The organism is Candidatus Njordibacter sp. Uisw_002, from assembly GCF_047730155.1.
In the GTDB taxonomy this organism is placed as follows: Bacteria; Pseudomonadota; Gammaproteobacteria; order Pseudomonadales; family Balneatricaceae; genus Njordibacter.
In genome coordinates this window covers 2,094,998-2,114,902 of sequence record NZ_CP159832.1, presented here as the reverse complement: position 1 = coordinate 2,114,902, position 19,905 = coordinate 2,094,998, and the positions used below count along the sequence as shown (strand labels likewise).

The 19,905-nt window shown below is 44.9% G+C and carries 19 protein-coding genes and 5 tRNA genes; all 24 read left to right on the top strand.

Going from position 1 to position 19,905, the window contains the following annotated elements:
• Window positions 1–32: 32 nt before the first annotated feature.
• Window positions 33–371, top strand: a complete 339-nt coding sequence (fdx, locus tag ABXT42_RS10140; protein WP_443628023.1) for an ISC system 2Fe-2S type ferredoxin — start codon at window positions 33–35, stop codon at window positions 369–371.
• A gap of 26 nt (window positions 372–397) precedes the next feature.
• Window positions 398–598, top strand: coding sequence for a Fe-S cluster assembly protein IscX (iscX, locus tag ABXT42_RS10135; RefSeq protein WP_443628022.1), 201 nt, complete (start codon window positions 398–400; stop codon window positions 596–598).
• A 128-nt stretch (window positions 599–726) separates the two neighbouring features.
• The gene (ndk, locus tag ABXT42_RS10130; RefSeq protein ID WP_443628021.1) at window positions 727–1,134 is read left to right on the top strand and encodes a nucleoside-diphosphate kinase; all 408 of its coding nucleotides are present in this window, start codon (window positions 727–729) and stop codon (window positions 1,132–1,134) included.
• Between the two features lie 146 nt (window positions 1,135–1,280).
• On the top strand, window positions 1,281–2,396 hold the full coding sequence (gene rlmN / locus ABXT42_RS10125; RefSeq protein ID WP_443628020.1) for a 23S rRNA (adenine(2503)-C(2))-methyltransferase RlmN: 1,116 nt from the start codon (window positions 1,281–1,283) through the stop codon (window positions 2,394–2,396).
• A gap of 152 nt (window positions 2,397–2,548) precedes the next feature.
• Entirely contained in the window at window positions 2,549–3,511 is a 963-nt protein-coding gene (locus tag ABXT42_RS10120; RefSeq protein ID WP_443628019.1) for a RodZ domain-containing protein, read from the top strand.
• Between the two features lie 42 nt (window positions 3,512–3,553).
• Window positions 3,554–4,834 carry a histidine--tRNA ligase gene (gene hisS / locus ABXT42_RS10115; protein ID WP_443629477.1) on the top strand — a complete coding sequence of 427 codons (1,281 nt, stop codon included), beginning with the start codon at window positions 3,554–3,556 and terminating at the stop codon, window positions 4,832–4,834.
• A 41-nt stretch (window positions 4,835–4,875) separates the two neighbouring features.
• Window positions 4,876–5,508: a YfgM family protein gene (locus tag ABXT42_RS10110; RefSeq protein WP_443629476.1), complete on the top strand. Its 633-nt coding sequence runs from the start codon at window positions 4,876–4,878 to the stop codon at window positions 5,506–5,508.
• Between the two features lie 58 nt (window positions 5,509–5,566).
• Window positions 5,567–6,715 carry an outer membrane protein assembly factor BamB gene (bamB, locus tag ABXT42_RS10105; RefSeq protein WP_443628018.1) on the top strand — a complete coding sequence of 383 codons (1,149 nt, stop codon included), beginning with the start codon at window positions 5,567–5,569 and terminating at the stop codon, window positions 6,713–6,715.
• An 11-nt stretch (window positions 6,716–6,726) separates the two neighbouring features.
• The gene (gene der, locus ABXT42_RS10100; protein ID WP_443628017.1) at window positions 6,727–8,139 is read left to right on the top strand and encodes a ribosome biogenesis GTPase Der; all 1,413 of its coding nucleotides are present in this window, start codon (window positions 6,727–6,729) and stop codon (window positions 8,137–8,139) included.
• A 43-nt stretch (window positions 8,140–8,182) separates the two neighbouring features.
• Window positions 8,183–9,163 carry a bifunctional biotin--[acetyl-CoA-carboxylase] ligase/biotin operon repressor BirA gene (gene birA / locus ABXT42_RS10095; protein WP_443628016.1) on the top strand — a complete coding sequence of 327 codons (981 nt, stop codon included), beginning with the start codon at window positions 8,183–8,185 and terminating at the stop codon, window positions 9,161–9,163.
• The gene (locus ABXT42_RS10090) at window positions 9,156–9,905 is read left to right on the top strand and encodes a type III pantothenate kinase (RefSeq protein WP_443628015.1); all 750 of its coding nucleotides are present in this window, start codon (window positions 9,156–9,158) and stop codon (window positions 9,903–9,905) included. The genes birA and ABXT42_RS10090 overlap by 8 nt, the downstream gene beginning before the upstream one ends.
• Window positions 9,906–10,006: 101 nt before the next feature.
• Window positions 10,007–10,082, top strand: a tRNA-Thr gene (locus ABXT42_RS10085).
• Between the two features lie 22 nt (window positions 10,083–10,104).
• Window positions 10,105–10,188, top strand: a tRNA-Tyr gene (locus tag ABXT42_RS10080).
• A 6-nt stretch (window positions 10,189–10,194) separates the two neighbouring features.
• A tRNA-Gly gene (locus ABXT42_RS10075) sits at window positions 10,195–10,269 on the top strand.
• A 70-nt stretch (window positions 10,270–10,339) separates the two neighbouring features.
• Window positions 10,340–10,414: transfer RNA gene (locus ABXT42_RS10070), tRNA-Thr, on the top strand.
• 152 nt (window positions 10,415–10,566) lie between these two features.
• Window positions 10,567–11,790, top strand: coding sequence for an elongation factor Tu (tuf, locus tag ABXT42_RS10065; protein WP_443628002.1), 1,224 nt, complete (start codon window positions 10,567–10,569; stop codon window positions 11,788–11,790).
• A gap of 119 nt (window positions 11,791–11,909) precedes the next feature.
• Window positions 11,910–11,985 (top strand) — tRNA-Trp (locus ABXT42_RS10060).
• A 63-nt stretch (window positions 11,986–12,048) separates the two neighbouring features.
• Entirely contained in the window at window positions 12,049–12,417 is a 369-nt protein-coding gene (secE, locus tag ABXT42_RS10055; protein ID WP_443628014.1) for a preprotein translocase subunit SecE, read from the top strand.
• 30 nt (window positions 12,418–12,447) lie between these two features.
• Window positions 12,448–12,981: a transcription termination/antitermination protein NusG gene (gene nusG / locus ABXT42_RS10050; RefSeq protein ID WP_443628013.1), complete on the top strand. Its 534-nt coding sequence runs from the start codon at window positions 12,448–12,450 to the stop codon at window positions 12,979–12,981.
• 184 nt (window positions 12,982–13,165) lie between these two features.
• Window positions 13,166–13,600 carry a 50S ribosomal protein L11 gene (gene rplK, locus ABXT42_RS10045; protein ID WP_443628012.1) on the top strand — a complete coding sequence of 145 codons (435 nt, stop codon included), beginning with the start codon at window positions 13,166–13,168 and terminating at the stop codon, window positions 13,598–13,600.
• Complete coding sequence (gene rplA, locus ABXT42_RS10040; protein ID WP_443628011.1) at window positions 13,600–14,295, top strand: 50S ribosomal protein L1; 696 nt, start codon at window positions 13,600–13,602, stop codon at window positions 14,293–14,295. The genes rplK and rplA overlap by 1 nt, the downstream gene beginning before the upstream one ends.
• Before the next feature lie 273 nt (window positions 14,296–14,568).
• A complete protein-coding gene (rplJ, locus tag ABXT42_RS10035; protein WP_443628010.1) occupies window positions 14,569–15,069 on the top strand; it encodes a 50S ribosomal protein L10 in 501 nt (166 codons plus the stop codon).
• Window positions 15,070–15,156: 87 nt separating this feature from the next.
• Window positions 15,157–15,531, top strand: coding sequence for a 50S ribosomal protein L7/L12 (gene rplL, locus ABXT42_RS10030; RefSeq protein WP_443628009.1), 375 nt, complete (start codon window positions 15,157–15,159; stop codon window positions 15,529–15,531).
• A gap of 287 nt (window positions 15,532–15,818) precedes the next feature.
• Window positions 15,819–19,901, top strand: a complete 4,083-nt coding sequence (gene rpoB, locus ABXT42_RS10025) for a DNA-directed RNA polymerase subunit beta (RefSeq protein ID WP_443628008.1) — start codon at window positions 15,819–15,821, stop codon at window positions 19,899–19,901.
• Window positions 19,902–19,905: the final 4 nt, after the last annotated feature.

Below are 19,905 nucleotides of genomic sequence, written 5' to 3'. Positions count from 1 at the left end.
CATAACAGCCACTAGCCTAGGAGCTAACTTAAATGCCACAAATTATTATTCTTCCTCATGCCGAACTTTGCCCACAAGGGCAGGTTTTTGAAGCGCCTGCGGGACAAACTATTTTAGATGCTGCAAAAGAAAATGGTATTGATATTGAGCATGCATGTGAAAAGTCATGTGCGTGCACTACGTGCCATGTGATTGTGCGTGAGGGGTTTGATTCAATGATTGAGTCAGACGAATTAGAAGATGATATGTTAGATAAGGCGTGGGGTTTGGAGCCAGATTCTAGGCTTAGCTGTCAGGCTGTAATTGCAGACGATAATCTAGTAGTGGAAATCCCTAAATATACTATTAACATTGTATCTGAAGCTCACTAAAGTGAGTTGAAGTGGTTGGAGTTTTTATGAGTATAGGTTGGACTGATACGATAGATATTGCTATTGAGCTATATGAGACGCATCCAGATATAGACCCCCGTTTGGTGAGGTTTACAGATTTGATGGAGTGGGTTATGGCGTTGCCAGACTTTGAGGATGACCCTAAGCGTTGTGGCGAAAAAGTACTAGAAGCTATTCAGACTGCATGGATTGATGAGCTTGATTAGGGTTTAACAGCCTATTAAAAGAGTAAAAAACAGCGTACAATTACGCGGTCAAAAATCGCGTACTGATATGTACGTCTTTGCTTTTTTAATATTAGCCCATTTAATGGGTCCACTGTTTGGAGAATACCATGGCGGTAGAACGCACTCTGTCCATCATCAAGCCTGATGCTGTAGCAAAAAATGTAATCGGCAAAATTGTTTCTCGTTTTGAGTCTAACGGTCTTAAAGTTGTTAACATGCAAATGAAGCAATTGACTGAAGCTGAAGCACAAGGTTTCTACGCTGAGCACAGCGAGCGCCCTTTCTTTGGTCATTTGGTTTCTTTTATGACTTCTGGTCCTGTTGTTGTTCAGGTTCTTGAAGGTGAAGGCGCGGTGAACATGAACCGTGATCTAATGGGCGCAACTAACCCACAAGAAGCTGAAAAAGGCACTATTCGTGCTGATTTTGCAGAATCTATTGATGCTAACGCGGTACACGGTTCTGACTCTACTACGTCAGCCGCTCGTGAAATCGCCTACTTCTTCGGTGGCTAATAGCCATTGGTTAAAGTAGTCTGTTATTGTTTATCTTCACATAGTAACAATAGCAGCATGCAACGTGCGGCGTTCCTAGTGAACGCCGCACTGCGTTTAGATCAAATAAATGGTCGCGCAAAAAAGTATTACATACAGGTCTTATAATGTCCGAAGTTAGCACAAAGATGAATATATTGGGATTCTCTCAAGCTCAAATGGAAGCTTATTTCAAAACTATGGATGAGCCAAAATTTAGGGCTGTTCAGGTAATGAAGTGGATCCATCAGTTTGGTGCAGATGACTTTGAAAGCATGAGTAACGTCAGTAAAAAGCTGCGTGAAAAGCTTACTCTAAGTGCTGAAATTGTAGAGCCTGAAGTGTTATACCGTGGCGACTCCAAAGATGGTACGCGCAAATGGGTGATTGGTGTCTCAGGGGGTAACAAGGTTGAGATGGTGCTCATACCTGATGGTGATCGTGCTACTTTATGCGTTTCATCTCAAGTAGGTTGCGCTTTAGATTGCAGTTTTTGCTCTACTGGCAAGCAAGGTTTTAACCGTAATTTGACCTCAGCTGAGATTATTGGGCAACTGCGTATTGCTATCAAATCCTTTGGTCCTGTTGATCCTAATGGGCCTCGTAGGGTGACCAACGTGGTGTTTATGGGCATGGGTGAGCCATTGCTCAACTTTGATAGTGTAACGCCTGCCATCGCCCTAATGATGGATGATAATGCATACAATCTATCTAAGCGCAGGGTTACTTTAAGTACCGCAGGAGTAGTGCCTGCGATTGATCGGCTAAGTCAGGTCACAGATGTGTCTTTGGCTATTTCTTTACATGCCCCTAATGATTTGCTGCGCAATGAATTGGTGCCAGTTAATAAAAAGTATAATATAGATGCTTTGTTGGATGCGTGTAATCGTTATTTAGAAAACCTAACTGACAAGCGTGTGATTACCATGGAATACACCATGATCGATGGTATTAATGATCAGCCAAAGCATGCTCGCGAATTAGCCCAAGTGCTTAAGCGTGTCCCTTGTAAGCTAAATTTAATTCCTTTTAATCCTTTTCCAGGGTCAGATTATCGTCGTAGTCCAAGGCCACAAATTGAAGCATTTCAACGAATTATGGCAAAATCCGGTATTATAACTACCATTAGGTCAACTCGTGGCGATGACATCGATGCTGCCTGTGGGCAACTGGTGGGTCAGGTAAAAGATCGTACCAGGCGCAGTGCTGCCCATGCAGCACGTATTGAAGCTAAGCAGATTTAATTGAAAATCTACGTGCCTAAAGTAAGTGACATAGATAAGTAACTAGGGCAAGGAACTTCGTGATGCTGGTAGTGTCCAAAAATGGGCGTTATGATGGGTGTATAAAGCCCTAATTTTTATTTACACGGCATAGAATAATAAAGGTATTGATTGTGACTGATTTGGAATCATTAAGTATGCAAGATCAAGCAGAATTGGAGGGTCAGTTACCAGGCTTTCCCGGACACTTATTGCGCCAAGCGCGTGATGATATGGGTTTGTCCCAAAAAGAAGCTGCTCGTGATTTACATTTAACATCCAAAGTAATCAATGCCATTGAAGAAAGCGACTTTACTGTAATTCCAAGCTTTGTGTTTGCTCGAGGATATATACGCTCTTATGCGCGTCATGTGGGCTTGGATGGGCAGGGTTTGGTAGATGCTTTTGACACAGCTTATGGTGTGCCAAATAATAGTGCTAAGCCTAGGTCGGCAGTGCAAAAGCTTGGCCGACAAAGTAAGCCTAGTGACACTTGGGTAAAGCTAGTTTCAATTGTTTTTGTCATTGGTTTGCTAGTTGCATCTGTTGTTTGGTGGCAGAGTCAAAATGGTGGGCTGATGTCTTCGCAGCTAACCAGCACAGCAACACAAGTGACAGATGGCGATGCGCTTGATGGCGCCTTAGATACCGAAGAAGATGCCCTAGACCTGCCTTTGTTGGTAGCCAATGAAAGTGAAGTGGAAGCGAGTGTGTCTGCAGAGCAAGCTCAGTCTGTTGTTGATGAAGTGGTGGAGCTGGCTGCAGAGCAGGTGTTGGCCATTGCTCCCGCTATCATTGATGTGCCTGCGGCTGCGCTTGTTGAAGAGGAGGTGGCTGTGCTGCTGGCACCTAACGAGGCGCAGTTGGTTATGGTTTTTGATAAAGACTGTTGGGTGGAAATTAAAGACGGCAATGGTAAGATGATATTGTCAGATTTGTACTCTGCAGGTGATACTATAACGCAAGTAGTTACTGCTCCAATAGAAGTGCTGCTGGGTCGTTCTTCTGGTGTAGAAAAATTCACTTTTGACGGACAACTTATAGATTTAGAGCCGTTCACACGAAAAGATATTGCGCGCCTTACTTTGACTAAATAACACTCTATTAGTTAGCGACACCTCCATTAAATTAAGGAACTTATTTTGGCGTCTATAAAAGCCATTCGCGGCATGCACGATATATTGCCCGATCAAACCCCATTGTGGCAATTCTTTGAAGCAAAGGTAAAGTCAGTTTTTGACCAGTACGGCTATCAAGAAATTCGTATGCCCATTGCTGAAAAGACTGATTTATTTTGTCGTTCAATAGGTGAAGCCACAGACGTGGTAGAAAAAGAAATGTACACCTTCGCTGATCGTAATGGCGACAACATGACTCTAAGGCCTGAAGGCACAGCATCTTGTGTACGTGCTGCTCAAGAGCATGGTTTAACTTATAATCAAGTGCAGCGCTTGTGGTATCACGGGCCAATGTTTCGCTATGAGCGTCCTCAAAAAGGACGCCAGCGTCAGTTTCATCAATTTGGTGCTGAGGTTTATGGTTTAGAAGGTCCAGACGTTGATGCAGAGCTAATTATCATGACAGCTCGCTTATGGCGCGAACTAGGTTTGCAAGACGCTGTAACATTGCAATTAAATACTTTAGGCAGTTCTGCAGCTAGGGCTGCTTATAGAACAGACCTGGTAGAGTTTTTACAGGCTAATATGCAGTTCCTTGACGCTGATAGCCAAAGACGAGTCAGTACTAATCCATTAAGAGTATTGGATAGTAAGAATGCTAATACCCAAGCACTATTAGATGGCGCCCCTGATTTCTATGGTTACTTAGATGATGAATCACGTGTGCATTTTGAGCGTTTACGTGAGCTTTTAGATGCGGCAGGCATTGTTTATCAGATTAACCCTCGGTTAGTTAGAGGGTTAGATTACTATTGTAAAACCGTGTTTGAATGGGTCACTGACAAGTTAGGCTCTCAAGGTACTGTATGCGGTGGTGGTCGTTACGACGGTATGATAGAGCAGCTTGGCGGCAAGCCTACACCAGCTGTAGGTTGGGCGATGGGTGTGGAGAGAATGATTTTATTGTTGCAAGAAATGCAGCAAGAGCCTGCTGGTTTAGGCCAGCAAGCAGACGTTTACTTAGCTCATATTGGAGATGGTGCTAGCGTACGTACCATGCAGTTGGCCGAACAGTTACGAACTGATATCAGTGGTTTGCGCTTATTGTGGCACTGTGGTGGTGGCAGTCTAAAGAATCAAATGAAAAAAGCGGATCGTTGTGGTGCTAAGCTGGTGCTTATTATGGGCGACGATGAGTTAGCTCAAGGTGAAATCCAAATTAAACCACTACAAGGTCAAGGTGAGCAGCAAAGCATACCTCTTAGTAAAGTTTCAGCGCATGTGGCTGAGCTTATTAAATAATTATTACAAACAACATTAAGGAGTTTTTGGTTGTGGCCGAAATGAAGACAGAAGAAGAACAAGTAGAAGCGCTAAAGAGCTGGTGGAAAGATAACGGTAAGTCATTGATACTCACCATTGCTGTAGCACTAGGTGGTGTGTTGAGCTGGAATGCATATCAAGATCACCAAGTGGGCGAGGCTGAAGCGGCCAGTGTCTACTTTCAGGAGCTTATGAATAATGCTCCTGCTGGTCAATTAAGTGATACGCAAATAACACAAATACGTTACAACAGTGATTTACTCAGGGCAGAGTTTGGTTCGGCTACTTATGCTCAATTTGCAGCACTTATGGTGGCTCGTGTAGAGGTGCAGCTTGGTGACTTGTCTGCGGCAGCATCGCAATTACAGTGGGTTGTTGATCAGCAAGGTGATGCTGAAGTTAATGCCTTGGCTAGTGTTCGCTTAGCGAAGGTTTTGAGTGAGCAGGGCCAACACAGTGAAGCGTTAGCTCTGTTAGTGGACGGCGATGATGCTTGGCAGCTAGCTAGGCTAGAAACTCGTGGTGATATCTTTGTTGTAAAAGGTGATGTGGATGCTGCAAGAGAAGCCTACACCGCGGCCTCGGTAATTGCTGTTTCTAGTGGAGTAAGTAAGCCCTTGCTAGGTTTGAAGTTAGATAATATTTCACAGTAGTAGCTTTTTACAGTAGCTAAGAGATGTCCAAATAATGACGAGTGTAAGGATTATTAAGATGAACGCTAGACCTTTCAGGGTGCTGCTAGCCAGCCTAACGTTAATTGTTCTTAGTGCGTGCTCGTCATCAGGAGGCACGTTGCCAGAGCCGACAACACTAAATTCATTTGAGCCCCAGCTTGAACTTGTGAACCATTGGTCAATGTCTGTGGGTGAGGGTGCTAATGTTGGCGGGGGCTCAACTTTGAAGCCTGTGTTACTGGAGAATGCAGTATTTGCTGCCTCTGGAAAGCAGCTAACATCGTTTAGCTTAGAGGCTGGCCAGGTCAATTGGTCTATTGAGCTGGAAGAGCGAATTACTGCAGGTATAGGTTATGTGAACGAACAGTTGTTTGTGGCATCTCGTGATGGCAAGTTAATGGCTCTAAGTAGTTCAGATGGGTCTATTTTATGGCAGGTGAATGCATCTAGTGAAGCATTGGCTGTGCCACAAGCTAATAGTCAAATAGTAGTGTTGCAAACAGTTGATGGAAAAGTAAGCGCATACGCTACTGAAGATGGTAAATTTCAATGGTCTTATGCGGCAAGTTTGCCCAGCTTAACCCTGCGTGGCACAAGTACACCGGTAATTAACGAAACTTATACCTACGTAGGTTTTGCTAACGGTAAATTAGTTGCCTTAGATAACCAAACAGGTGGTGTGGTTTGGCAAAAAGTAATCGCTACGACTAAGGGGCGTTCAGAAACAGAGCGCTTAGCTGATATTGACGGAGCGTTAGTGTTAATAGATGGTTTGCTCTATGTGACGAGCTACCAAGGAAGTATCGCCGCCATCGATGCTTTAACAGGCTCAATAATTTGGCAGCAACCGGCTTCTAGCGTTAGTGGTGCAACCCTAGTTGGGGGTGCTGTATTAATTGTAGACGCACAAGATGTAATAGTTGCTTATGATAAAGATCTTGGTCTTGTGTTGTGGCAGAACGATAGCCTTAAGCACCGTTCTTTGTCTTCCCCCATGGGCTTGGACAATCAGGTTTTAGTAGTTGACGCGCAAGGCTATGCTCACGTGCTTCAGCTTAAGGATGGCGACTTCTTAGGTCGTCAAAAATTGAGCATTAAAGATGCTCGTATTGGTAGTCAAAGCTACCAAGATACTATTTTCTTACTCAGTCAAGATGGTCGTCTCATACGTCTTGGCTTGAAATAATTGGTTTATTTATGAATCCCGTAATTGCTCTTGTTGGGCGCCCTAATGTGGGTAAATCCACACTTTTTAACCGTTTGACCCGTTCTCGCGACGCTTTAGTAGCAGACTTTCCAGGCCTTACCCGTGACCGTAAGTACGGTGAAGGTAAAACTGAAGAGCGAGACTATATTGTTATTGATACAGGTGGTATCAGTGGCGACGAGGCTGGTATAGATCAAGTTATGGCTGAGCAATCTTTGCTTGCCATTGAAGAAGCTGACGCCGTGTTGTTTTTAGTAGATGGAAAGGCTGGCCTTAATCCTTCTGATGAGTTGATTGCAGATCATCTGCGCCGCTGTGACAAACCAGCTTACTTGGTCGTTAATAAAACTGATGGTATAGACATAGATGTGGCTCTAGGCGACTTTTATGGCTTAGGTCTTATTGGCTTGCCTCGACCTATTGCTGCCTCTCATGGGCGTGGTGTGAGCCAGCTGATTGAAGATGTGCTAGCACCTTTTCCAGAAGATCAAGGCTTTCCAGAAGACTCTGAAGGCGGCATTCGTATCGGCATCGTAGGTAGGCCAAACGTAGGCAAGTCTACGCTGGTGAACCGTATGTTAGGTGAAGATCGGGTTGTGGTTTTTGATGAAGCAGGTACCACACGGGACAGCATTTATATTCCTTACAGGCGCAATGATAAGCCATATACATTAATTGATACGGCAGGTGTGCGTCGCAGGCGAAGTGTCACTGAGACTGTAGAGAAGTTTTCTATCGTTAAGACCCTGCAAGCCATTAAGGACGCACATGTTGTAGTGCTAGTAGTTGATGCGCATGAAGGCCTTACAGAGCAAGATATGCACTTGTTAGGTTTTGTGATTGATGCGGGTCGAGCTTTAGTCATTGCGGTCAATAAATGGGATGGCATGAGCGTTGATGACAAAGCTCATGTGAAACATGAATTGCAGGCGCGTTTGGAATTTGCCAAATTTGCACGTATTCACTTTATCTCAGCCTTACATGGTTCTGGCGTGGGAGATTTGTATAAATCAGTAGAAGAAGCTCATGGTTGCGCCTTTACTAAGTGGAGCACTAACAAGCTAACCACGTTGTTGGAAGATGCCATACTAGATCACCAGCCACCGCTAGTGCACGGACGTCGAATTAAATTGCGATACGCACACCTTGGTGGATCTAATCCGCCATTGTTCATAGTGCATGGTAATCAAACTAATGCATTGCCTACTACTTATAAACGTTATTTAGAAAATAAATTTATTAAAGTGTTGAAAATTCGAGGCACTCCTGTGCGATTTGAATTCCGCACCAGTGATAACCCGTTTGACGGCAAGAAGAACCAGTTATCCCAGCGCCAGATTAGTAAAAAACAGCGCTTAGTAAAGCATGTAAACAAAGGTAAGAAAAAGGACAAAAGAAAGTAATGTTCAGGCTTATTGCCAGATGCTTAGCGATGTACTCATTTGTATGTCGCTAACTAGTCTTAATCAACTGTTGCATTTGCTGGCCGATGGCCAGTTTCATTCAGGTACTGCTTTGGGGCAACACTTGAGTATGACGCGGGCTGCTGTATGGAAGCAGCTTAAGGGCGTAGAAGCATTAGGAGTAAAGCTAAACCGTATTCGTGGCCGAGGCTATCGTATTGTGGGCGGATTAGATCTATTAGACGTTGAAGCTATACAGCGTCAGCTGCCTGAGTTAACCCCACCCTTTAATGTGCAACTGCACATGTCTATTCCTTCTACTAATCAAACTTTAATGCAGCGCCAGCAGCAGCAGTCTATTCATGGCGAAGTGGTCTTGGCTGAAGTGCAAACAGCTGGCCGAGGCCGTTTAGGTCGTCAGTGGCAATCTCCGTTTGGTCAAAATGTAGCTTTATCTTTGGGCTGGAACTTTTCTGGTGGGGCTGCAGCCCTAGAAGGATTAAGTTTAGTTGTGGGTTTAGCGTTGGCTAAAGCGTTATCTGATTTGGGTGTGCAGGAAGTTAAGCTTAAGTGGCCAAATGACATTTTAGTTGATGGCAAAAAGCTTGCGGGTATTTTGCTGGAGATGCGAGGTGATGCAACAGGTCCATGTCATGTAGTTATCGGTATGGGTTTAAATGTACACCTCACGCAAAATGATGCCATTGATCAGCCATGGATTAGTCTCTGCCAGTTAGGTTACAACCTCACCCGTAACGATATTGTGGCGCAGATTCTTTTGCGCTTACATCAGCACTTAGCTCTGTTTGTGCAACACGGATTTTCAGTGATGCGCCACCAGTGGCAACAATTGCACTATTATCAAGACAAAAACGTTCAGCTATTATTGCCGGGTAGACAAGTTGAGGGAGTTTGTCGAGGTGTTAATCAAGTAGGGGCGCTAATGATGGAGTTTGATGGCGTGCTTAAAGCTTATAGTGGTGGTGAAATAAGTGTGCGGCCTTTAGGGGGTGCGTATGAGTGAGTTGCTGATAGATTTAGGGAACACTCGTCTTAAATGGCGTCTGCAGTACCATGGATTAGTGCAGTCCTATGGAGCCATGCCGACTTGCAGTTTGAGTTTAGAGCAGTTACATGCCTGCCTGCCTGCCTCCTTTGACGCATTGTTTTTGGCAAGTGTGGCCAATAGGGAAAAGAATAGTCTCCTGGAGACTTGGCTCATAGAAAAACAAATACCATGTAATCGCTTTTCAACTCAAGCCAGCTTTAAAGACCTAATTAACGCATATCGGCAGCCTTCTTTGCTGGGTGTGGATCGGTGGTTGGCTATGGTGGCTGCAAGGCAGCTCTCCCAAGAGGCCGTGTGTGTGGTTGATTGCGGCAGTGCCATTACCTTTGACTATATACGAGCAGATGGTCGCCATGAAGGTGGTTATATCATTCCTGGTGCTAGGCTTATGGTCCAGGCGCTAACACGCGACACAGCAAATATTAATATTTGCGCGCCCAAATCTAACGCAGCATCAGCGGATATTCAGTCTAGCCCTTTACCTGGAACCAGCACATTTGACGCTGTTTCTTTTGGCTGTCATAAAATGGCCCTACATGGTGTGCGTGCTTTGATAAAAGAAGCTCAGCTAAATGGCTATGGCATTCTTTTGTGTGGGGGTGATGGAGAGAAGATTGCTAATGAGCTGGGCCTGACTTATATAGAAGGGTTGGTGCTTAATGGCATAGCTGAAGTGGCTGAATTGGATAAACACTGAAAAACTTTAATAAAATCATCATTGGTGCTTGCATCCTACATATACGTTCAGTATTATACGCACCTCTTGAGTTCAGGTGAGTTCAAGAGCACAGGCAATTAGCCGGTATAGCTCAGACGGTAGAGCAACTGACTTGTAATCAGTAGGTCCGGGGTTCGACTCCTCGTGCCGGCACCAGTTCCTGTTGAAGAATTATTTGGGTGGGGTTCCCGAGCGGCCAAAGGGATCAGACTGTAAATCTGACGCGTAAGCTTCGGTGGTTCGAATCCACCTCCCACCACCATTCTTTGCGGGTATGGTATAATGGCTATCACGACAGCCTTCCAAGCTGTATATGCGAGTTCGATTCTCGCTACCCGCTCCATACTGAGTAAGGTTCGCATAAGTTAGCGGATTGATATAAGGCTATTTAGAGCCAGTTTAGTGCGTTATACGCTCTAGTAGCTCAGGGGTAGAGCGCACCCTTGGTAAGGGTGAGGTCGGCGGTTCAATTCCGCCCTAGAGCTCCATTGTCATAAGGGCAGGGGAGCACAGTATATTTTGAAGGGTAGATATAGCAATATATCTACCCTTCTTGTTATCTGCAGTTTACTCAATAAATGGGCATCTGCATTATTTAACTTAGCGCGGTCAAGTGGCCGCCCATCGTTCGGAGGCTATCATGGCTAAGGAAAAGTTTGAAAGAAATAAGCCGCACGTAAACGTCGGCACCATTGGTCACGTTGACCACGGTAAAACTACATTAACAGCTGCATTGACTCGTGTTTGTGCAGAAGCGTTTGGTGGAGAGTTGAAAGACTTTTCTCAGATTGACAACGCCCCTGAAGAGCGCGAGCGTGGTATCACCATCGCCACTTCACACGTTGAATATGATTCTGCAGAACGTCATTACGCCCACGTTGACTGTCCAGGACACGCTGATTATGTGAAAAACATGATCACTGGTGCTGCACAGATGGACGGAGCTATTTTGGTATGTGGCGCAACTGACGGCCCAATGCCTCAGACGCGTGAGCACATCTTGTTGTCACGTCAGGTAGGTGTACCTTTCATCGTAGTATTCCTAAACAAGTCTGACTTGTTGGCTGAAGATTGCGGCGGCGCAGACTCAGAAGAATACGCTGAGATGTTAGAGCTTGTTGAAATGGAGCTTCGTGAGCTTCTAGACGAGTACGAATTTCCAGGCGACGACACGCCAATCATCCCAGGATCTGCTTTGATGGCATTGAACGGCGAAGATGAAAACGAAATGGGTACTACTGCAGTGCGTAAGTTAGTTGACGCACTAGACAGCTACATCCCACAGCCAGAGCGTGCGATTGATGGTAACTTCATCATGCCAATCGAAGACGTTTTCTCAATCCAAGGCCGTGGTACTGTTGTAACGGGTCGTATTGAGCGCGGCATCGTAAACGTTGGTGACGAAGTGGAAATGATTGGTATCAAAGATACTACCAAGTCTACTTGTACTGGTGTTGAGATGTTCCGTAAGTTGCTTGACGAAGGTCGTGCAGGCGAGAACGTTGGTGTACTACTACGTGGTACTAAGCGTGAAGACGTAGAGCGTGGTCAAGTACTAGCTAAGCCTGGTTCAATCACTCCACACACCAAGTTTGAAGCTGAAGTATACGTGCTAGGCAAAGACGAAGGCGGACGCCACACTCCTTTCTTTAAGGGATATCGTCCACAGTTCTACTTCCGTACTACAGACATCACAGGTGCTTGTGAATTGCCTGAAGGCGTAGAAATGGTAATGCCTGGTGATAACATCCAAATGGTTGTTGAGCTAATTAACCCAATCGCAATGGATGAAGGTTTACGCTTCGCTATTCGTGAAGGTGGCCGTACTGTTGGTGCTGGTGTTGTAGCTCGTATCTTAGCTTAATTTAAGCTGAACAAATGCAAGCAGTTAGCTCTAATTGCTTGCAAATATCATGGGGCACGTATAATATACGCGTCCCATACTTTTGGCATGTTTTAAACAATCACGTCAAAAGATGTTCTAGGCCAGTAGTTCCAACGGCAGAACGTCGGTCTCCAAAACCGAATGTTGGGGGTTCGAATCCCTCCTGGCCTGCCATATTTTTAATGCTTTGGGTAATGATAGCCAAAGTAAAAAGCACAGTTAACTAGAGGCTCCAATATGAGCGCTACACCAACTACAAAGAACTCACGTTTAGACACCGTTAAATGGTTAATTGTTCTAGCTATAGTGATTGCTGGTGTTGTAGGTAACTCTGTATATTCTGATCAATCCCTGTTGTACCGTACGATAGCTCTAGTGGCTTTGGCGGGCGTGGCATTGTATTTTGCTTTGCAAACTACCAAAGGCAGGGGTTATGCAGTTAGTTTTAAAGAAGCCCGCAAAGAAATCCGTAAGGTGGTTTGGCCAAATCGGCAAGAAACAACACAGACTACATTAATTGTAGTAGTTGTGGTGTTGATTGTGGCTTTGTTTTTGTGGGGTCTAGACTCGTTTTTGAGTTGGGCTGTTGCGTCTTTGATTGGCTAGTCAGCTCAAAAGTTTAGTTAGGATATTATCATGGCAAAGCGTTGGTACGTTGTTCACGCATACTCAGGTTACGAGAAGCAGGTTATGCGCGCCTTGCATGAGCGCATTGAGCGTTTTGAAATGCAGGATGTGTTTGGCGATGTTTTGGTGCCTACAGAAGAAGTCATCGAAATGCGTGCGGGCAAAAAGCGCCGTAGTGAACGTAAGTTCTACCCTGGCTATGTGCTAGTAAATATGGAACTAAATGACGACACATGGCACATGGTTAAAGAAACTCCGCGTGTATTAGGGTTTATTGGTGGTACTGCTGACAAACCTGCCCCTATTACAGAGCGTGAAGCCAATGCTATTTTAGAGCGTGTTGAGACTGGTGCAGAAGCGCCAAGACCTAAGACTATTTTTGAGCCAGGTGAAATGGTTCGTGTTGTGGATGGGCCGTTTGCAGACTTCAACGGTGTGGTAGAGGAAGTTAATTACGAGAAGAGTCGCTTGCAAGTGGCTGTGCTTATTTTTGGCCGATCAACCCCTGTTGAGTTAGAATTTATTCAGGTCGAAAAGGCCTAATTTTTGGCAGCTTAGGCTGCCAATGTTAAACCTTGGAGTCGTTAGCGGCGTCCAGGGTTTTTGCGCATTCAGCATTAGCGGAATGTTTTTTGAATAGGGGAGCTGTTCTTTTGCTTGTTAACTATCGCTTAGCGGTGGCTTAAAGGCTAGGGAAGGCGTTATTACCCATTAGGAGATCATCATCATGGCTAAGAAAGTACAAGCCTACATCAAGCTACAGGTTGCTGCCGGCAAGGCCAACCCAAGTCCACCAGTAGGCCCAGCATTGGGTCAACATGGTGTAAACATCATGGAATTTTGTAAAGCCTTCAATGCTCAAACTCAGAGCATGGAAGCTGGTATGCCTGTACCTGTAGTTATTACAGTATATGCAGATCGTAGCTTTACCTTTATCACCAAAACTCCTCCTGCAGCAGTATTGTTGAAGAAGATCGCAGGCCTTAAAAGTGGTTCTGCACGTCCAAACACTGTGAAAGTGGGCACTGTAACTCGTGCGCAGCTTGAAGAAATCGCAACCACTAAGATGGAAGACTTAACTGCTTCTGACATGGATGCAGCTGTACGTACTATCGCGGGCAGTGCTCGTTCTATGGGCTTAAATGTAGAAGGTGTTATCTAATGGCTAACATGACCAAACGCGCTAAAGCAATCGCGCAAAAGATTGAGCTAGGCAAAGTATACGAGATCAACACTGCTGTTGATTTGTTGGCGCAGCTATCTACTGTTAAGTTTGCAGAAGCAATCGACGTCGCTGTTAACTTGGGCGTTGACCCACGTAAATCTGACCAAGTTGTTCGTGGTTCTACAGTGCTTCCAAACGGCACTGGTAAAGATGTTCGTGTTGCTGTTTTCACTCAAGGTGACAACGTAGAAAAAGCTAAAGCTGCTGGTGCAGACATTGTTGGTATGGAAGATTTGGCTGCAGAAATCAAAGCCGGTAAAATGGACTTTGACGTGGTTATTGCTTCTCCAGACGCAATGCGTGTAGTAGGTCAGCTAGGTCAGGTTCTTGGTCCACGTGGACTAATGCCTAACCCTAAAGTTGGCACTGTAACACCAGATGTAGCTACTGCTGTTAAAAATGCTAAGTCAGGTCAAGTGCGTTACCGTACAGACAAGGCCGGCATCATCCATTGCTCGCTAGGCAAAGTAGGTTTCACTGCAGACGCAGTAAAAGAAAACCTAATTGCACTACTTGGCGATCTTAAAAAGATGAAGCCAGCTTCTGCTAAAGGCGTATACATCAAGAAAGTTACTATTTCGACCACTATGGGCCCAGGCCTTTCGGTTGACCATGGTGCTGTTAAGTTTTAACGCATTCGGCTCTCCTTGGGGAGCCATATTTTAGGCTGTAAGTGCAGTTGGCTTGAGTCTTTAATAAACCAAACTTTGGGGTCTTGTACATGTACAAGACTGTCAAAGACCGTAGGTGGCTTTGATCCTTTTGGTGATTTGCCTTAATGATTGCCTACGCAGACGGTGAACCCGATTCAGATGTTTGAATCCAACACCGTTATTAGGTTCTTATTCTTACCTGTGTAAGCAAGTAAAGATAAGGAGTTGGATAATTATTTCAGGAGAAATAGCGTGGCTATAGGTCTCGAAGACAAGAAAGCGATTGTCGCAGAAGTCAACGAAGCAGCCACCAGTGCTCTATCTGCAGTTGTAGCCGATTCACGCGGCGTTACTGTAGGTGACATGACTGCTCTTCGAAAGCAAGCTCGAGAGAATGGCGTAACCCTACGGGTTGTGCGTAATACTCTTGCTAAGATTGCTTTAGAAGGCACGGATTATGCGTGTTTGCAGGACTCCTTCAAAGGACCAAGTATTATTGCTTTTTCAAATGATCATCCAGGCGCTGGCGCCCGTTTGTTCAAAGATTTTGCAAAAAGCAACGGTAAATTTGAAGTGAAAGCACTGGCGTTTGAAGGCAACCTTATGGGTGCTGATCAAATCGACGTATTGGCAACATTGCCAACATACGACGAAGCAATTGCTAAGTTGATGAGCGTAATGCAAGGTGCTACCAGCAAGCTGGCACGTACTTTAGCAGCAGTTCGCGATCAAAAAGAACAGGAAGCCGCTTAATTCTATTGTCCAATTGGACTGGATTTAACCGACTTTACGTATGAACATGATGACCCATTTGGGTCTTATTAAAGAATAGGAATTGTTATGTCTATCACTAAAGACGATATCATCAATGCCGTAGCTGACATGTCTGTAATGGACGTGGTTGAACTGATCTCCGCTATGGAAGAGAAGTTTGGCGTTACTGCAGCAGTAGCATCAGCGGGCCCAGCTGCCGGCGGTGACGCTGGCGCAGCAGCCGAAGAGCAAACTGAATTCGACGTAATTCTAGTTTCTGGTGGTGAAAAGAAAGTTGCAGCTATTAAAGCTGTACGTGCAGCAACTGGACTTGGCTTGAAAGAAGCTAAAGGCCTAGTTGAAAGTGCTCCAGCAGCAGTTAAGGAAGGCATCTCTAAAGAAGACGCTGACGCCCTTAAAGCTGAGCTAGAAGCATCTGGCGCAACTGTCGAAATTAAGTAAGCCATCTTTTTAGATGTGCTTGCTTGAGCCTATGATCCTCTGGGAATTATAGGTTTGACAGCGCATGGCTGGTGGCATATTTGCCACCGGCCTTTTTCGGTTCTATAGCGCAGGCTTTTTATGCCGTGTTTTATAACCAAAAAAGGCTGGATCAAAGTGGGTTAAACCCTTTGCCAGTAACGTTTTGCGGGGAGTATGCCCCCGTCGCCTAGGGCGGAACCAGTATATTTGGACATTTGTCCGACCAATTTAACGGTCTGAATACAGACCCAAATCGGGGATTTTTGATGCCTTACTCATACACTGAGAAAAAACGTATCCGCAAGGATTTCGGAAAGCTGCCTCCGGTGATGGATGTGCCTTATCTGCTGGCCATCCAGATCGACTCTTACCGCAAGTTTTTACATTCAGGTCAAGGTGTTGACCAGCGTAAAGACTTAGGCCTTCATGCTGCTTTTCAATCTGTTTTTCCTATTGTCTCTTTTTCTGGCAATGCATCTTTAGAATATGTGACCTATAAGCTAGGCGAGCCTGTTTTTGACGTTAAAGAATGTCAATTACGTGGTGTAACTTATGCTGCACCATTGCGCGTTAAAGTGCGCCTTGTGATTTATGATCGTGATTCTAAGGCTAAGGCGATCAAAGACATTAAGGAACAAGAAGTTTACATGGGCGAAATGCCTTTGATGACTGACAACGGTACTTTCGTTGTGAATGGCACCGAGCGTGTTATTGTTTCTCAGCTACATCGTTCTCCTGGCGTATTCTTTGACCATGACAAGGGCAAAACCCACAGCTCTGGTAAGTTGTTATATAACGCTCGTGTTATTCCATACCGTGGTTCTTGGTTAGATTTTGAATTTGACCCTAAAGACACCTTGTATGTGCGTATTGACCGTCGTCGTAAGCTACCTGCATCTATATTGCTACGATCTTTGGGTTATACCAGCGAACAAATCGTTGAAACATTCTTTGAAAATGTAGACGTGACAGTGACCGATGAAGGTTTCACCATGACTTTGGTGCCAAGTCGTTTGCGTGGCGAAACAGCTACCTTTGATATTGTTGACCAAAAAGGCACTGTTTTGGTCGAAGAAGGACGTCGTGTTACTGCGCGTCATATCAAACAAATGGAAAAGATTGGCTTAAAGCAGCTACAAATTCCAGAAGAATACTTAGTAGGCAAGAAAATTGCCCGTGACCAGATTGACCCAGCTACTGGCGAAATAATCTGCGACTGTAATACAGAAGTGACTCAAGAGTTACTTGTAGCTTTACGTGCGGCAGGTATTACTGCGTTACCATTGATCTATAGCAATGATTTAGATTGTGGTCCTTTCATGTCAGATACCCTGACCGCTGATCCAACACGCACCCAGCTTGAAGCATTGGTAGAAATTTACCGCATGATGCGTCCAGGCGAGCCACCAACTAAAGAGTCTGCTGAAAACTTGTTTAACAACTTGTTCTTCACTAGCGAGCGCTACGATTTATCTGCTGTGGGCCGTATGAAGTTCAACCGTCGTTTAGGTCGTTCTGAAACTACTGGTGAAGGCGTATTGAATGACCATGATATCGTTGCTGTTATGCAAACGCTTATCGCAATTCGTAACGGTCAAGGCATCGTTGATGACATTGATCACCTAGGTAACCGTCGTGTTCGTTCAGTAGGCGAAATGGCAGAAAACCAATTCCGCGTAGGTTTAGTTCGTGTAGAGCGTGCTGTTAAAGAGCGTCTAAGCATGGCTGAGTCAGATGGGCTAATGCCACAAGACTTGATCAATGCAAAGCCAGTTTCTGCTGCAATCAAAGAATTCTTTGGTTCTAGCCAGCTGTCTCAGTTTATGGACCAAAACAACCCACTTTCGGAAGTGACACACAAACGTCGTGTTTCTGCTTTAGGGCCTGGTGGTTTGACCCGTGAGCGTGCAGGCTTTGAAGTCCGTGACGTACATCCTACTCACTACGGACGTGTATGTCCTATCGAAACGCCAGAGGGGCCAAACATTGGTTTGATCAACTCTTTGGCTACTTATGCCCGCACTAATGACTATGGTTTCCTAGAAACTCCATATCGTAAGGTAGTTGACGGCAAAGTGACATCAGATATTGAATACTTATCTGCTATTGAAGAGAGTCAGCACATCATCGCCCAGGCCAACGCCAAGCTTGATGCTAATGACAATCTTTCAGAAGATTTAGTAACAGTACGTCACGAAAATGAATTTACCTTGATGTCGCCAGACAACGTTGACTATATGGACGTGTCTCCTCGTCAAGTAGTTTCTGTTGCCGCTTCATTAATTCCATTCCTAGAGCACGACGATGCTAACCGAGCCTTGATGGGTTCAAACATGCAACGTCAAGCAGTGCCTACACTAAAAGCGCAAAAGCCTTTAGTCGGTACTGGAATGGAGCGTCACGTAGCCCAGAACTCTGGTGTATGTGTGGTAGCTTCTCGTGGCGGTGTGATTGAATCAGTTGATGCAACACGAGTTGTGGTTAAAGCTCATGATGCTGAAACAGAAGCAGGTGATGCAGGTGTAGATATCTACAACCTGACTAAGTACACCCGCTCAAACCAGAACACTTGCATAAATCAACGTTCAATCGTCAACCTAGGTGACACTGTTGCTCGTGGTGATGTATTGGCTGACGGTCCATCTGTTGACCTTGGCGAATTAGCCTTGGGTCAAAACATGCGCATCGCCTTTATGCCTTGGAACGGTTACAACTTCGAAGACTCGATCCTGATCTCTGAGAACGTAGTTAAAGAAGACCGTTTCACTACCATTCACATTCAGGAATTAACCTGTGTAGCGCGTGATACTAAATTAGGCAGTGAAGAAATCACTTCTGACATTCCAAATGTTGGTGAAAGTGCATTATCTAAGCTAGATGAAGCTGGTATTGTGCACATTGGCGCTGAAGTAGGCCCTGGTGACATTCTAGTAGGTAAGGTTACACCTAAAGGTGAAACTCAACTTACGCCAGAAGAAAAGCTACTACGTGCCATCTTTGGTGAAAAAGCCTCTGATGTTAAAGACACTTCTTTACGCGTTAAAACAGGCACCAAGGGCACTGTCATCAACGTACAGGTATTTACTCGTGATGGTGTTGATAAAGATCAACGTGCCGTTGCTATTGAGCAAATGCAGCTAGACCAAGAGCGTAAAGACATCAATGATCGTTTCCGTATTGTTGAATCAGCTACTTACGAACGTTTATCAGCAGCCCTAATCGGCAACGCAGTAAACGGTGGTGCTGGTTTTAGTAAGGGCGACGTGATTACGGCTGAAAACTTACAAGAAGTTGACCGTATTGATTGGTTCAAGCTGCGTATGGCTGATGACACACTAGCTCAGCAGCTAGAATTAGCACAGCAGTCTTTAGAAGAAACTCGTCTTGATTTGGACGCTAAGTTCGAAGACAAGAAGAAAAAGTTACAAACTGGCGATGACCTAGCACCTGGTGTGTTAAAAATCGTTAAGGTTTACGTGGCTGTTAAGCGTCGTATCCAACCTGGCGATAAGATGGCCGGACGTCATGGTAACAAAGGTGTTATCTCTGTAATCATGCCAGTTGAAGACATGCCTTTTGATGAATTTGGCAAAACAGTAGACATAGTACTAAACCCACTAGGTGTACCTTCACGTATGAACGTGGGCCAGATTCTAGAAACTCATATGGGTATGGCTGCTAAAGGCCTAGGCGAGCGCATCGAAGAAATGATGATGCAAGAACGTGCTAAGTCAATTAAAGAAATACGCAGCTTCTTAGACCAGATCTATAACGATGGCAATTGCTATCGCTCAGAAGACTTAAACAGCTTCAGCGATGACGAGATCCTTGAATTGGCTAAAAACCTTAAAGCGGGCGTTCCATTAGCAACTCCTGTATTTGATGGTGCTGAAGAAAGTGAAATTAAGCGTTTGTTAGAGCTTGGTGGTTTAGATCGTTCTGGCCAAACTTGGTTATATGACGGTCGCACAGGTGATAAGTTTGATCGTCCTGTGACCGTAGGTTATATGTACATGTTGAAGTTGAATCACTTGGTTGACGACAAGATGCACGCTCGCTCTACCGGCTCATATAGTCTGGTAACTCAGCAGCCACTTGGTGGTAAAGCTCAGTTTGGTGGTCAGCGCTTTGGTGAGATGGAAGTTTGGGCACTAGAAGCATACGGCGCCGCTTACACCTTGCAAGAAATGCTAACGGTTAAGTCTGATGACGTGAATGGCCGTACTAAGATGTATAAAAACATCGTAGATGGTGATCACAGCATGGAACCAGGTATGCCTGAATCCTTCAATGTATTGGTTAAGGAGATTCGTTCTCTAGGTATCGATATTGAGTTGGAATCTGACTAAGAAT

Coding starts and splice junctions, on each gene's coding strand:
- rplK (WP_443628012.1), top strand. CDS start 13,166: ATGGCTAAGAAAGTACAAGCCTACATCAAGCTACAGGTTGCTGCCGGC.
- rplA (WP_443628011.1), top strand. CDS start 13,600: ATGGCTAACATGACCAAACGCGCTAAAGCAATCGCGCAAAAGATTGAG.
- tuf (WP_443628002.1), top strand. CDS start 10,567: ATGGCTAAGGAAAAGTTTGAAAGAAATAAGCCGCACGTAAACGTCGGC.
- der (WP_443628017.1), top strand. CDS start 6,727: ATGAATCCCGTAATTGCTCTTGTTGGGCGCCCTAATGTGGGTAAATCC.
- iscX (WP_443628022.1), top strand. CDS start 398: ATGAGTATAGGTTGGACTGATACGATAGATATTGCTATTGAGCTATAT.
- rlmN (WP_443628020.1), top strand. CDS start 1,281: ATGTCCGAAGTTAGCACAAAGATGAATATATTGGGATTCTCTCAAGCT.
- secE (WP_443628014.1), top strand. CDS start 12,049: ATGAGCGCTACACCAACTACAAAGAACTCACGTTTAGACACCGTTAAA.
- ABXT42_RS10090 (WP_443628015.1), top strand. CDS start 9,156: ATGAGTGAGTTGCTGATAGATTTAGGGAACACTCGTCTTAAATGGCGT.
- ABXT42_RS10110 (WP_443629476.1), top strand. CDS start 4,876: ATGAAGACAGAAGAAGAACAAGTAGAAGCGCTAAAGAGCTGGTGGAAA.
- nusG (WP_443628013.1), top strand. CDS start 12,448: ATGGCAAAGCGTTGGTACGTTGTTCACGCATACTCAGGTTACGAGAAG.
- bamB (WP_443628018.1), top strand. CDS start 5,567: ATGAACGCTAGACCTTTCAGGGTGCTGCTAGCCAGCCTAACGTTAATT.
- fdx (WP_443628023.1), top strand. CDS start 33: ATGCCACAAATTATTATTCTTCCTCATGCCGAACTTTGCCCACAAGGG.
- rpoB (WP_443628008.1), top strand. CDS start 15,819: ATGCCTTACTCATACACTGAGAAAAAACGTATCCGCAAGGATTTCGGA.
- ndk (WP_443628021.1), top strand. CDS start 727: ATGGCGGTAGAACGCACTCTGTCCATCATCAAGCCTGATGCTGTAGCA.
- birA (WP_443628016.1), top strand. CDS start 8,183: ATGTCGCTAACTAGTCTTAATCAACTGTTGCATTTGCTGGCCGATGGC.
- rplL (WP_443628009.1), top strand. CDS start 15,157: ATGTCTATCACTAAAGACGATATCATCAATGCCGTAGCTGACATGTCT.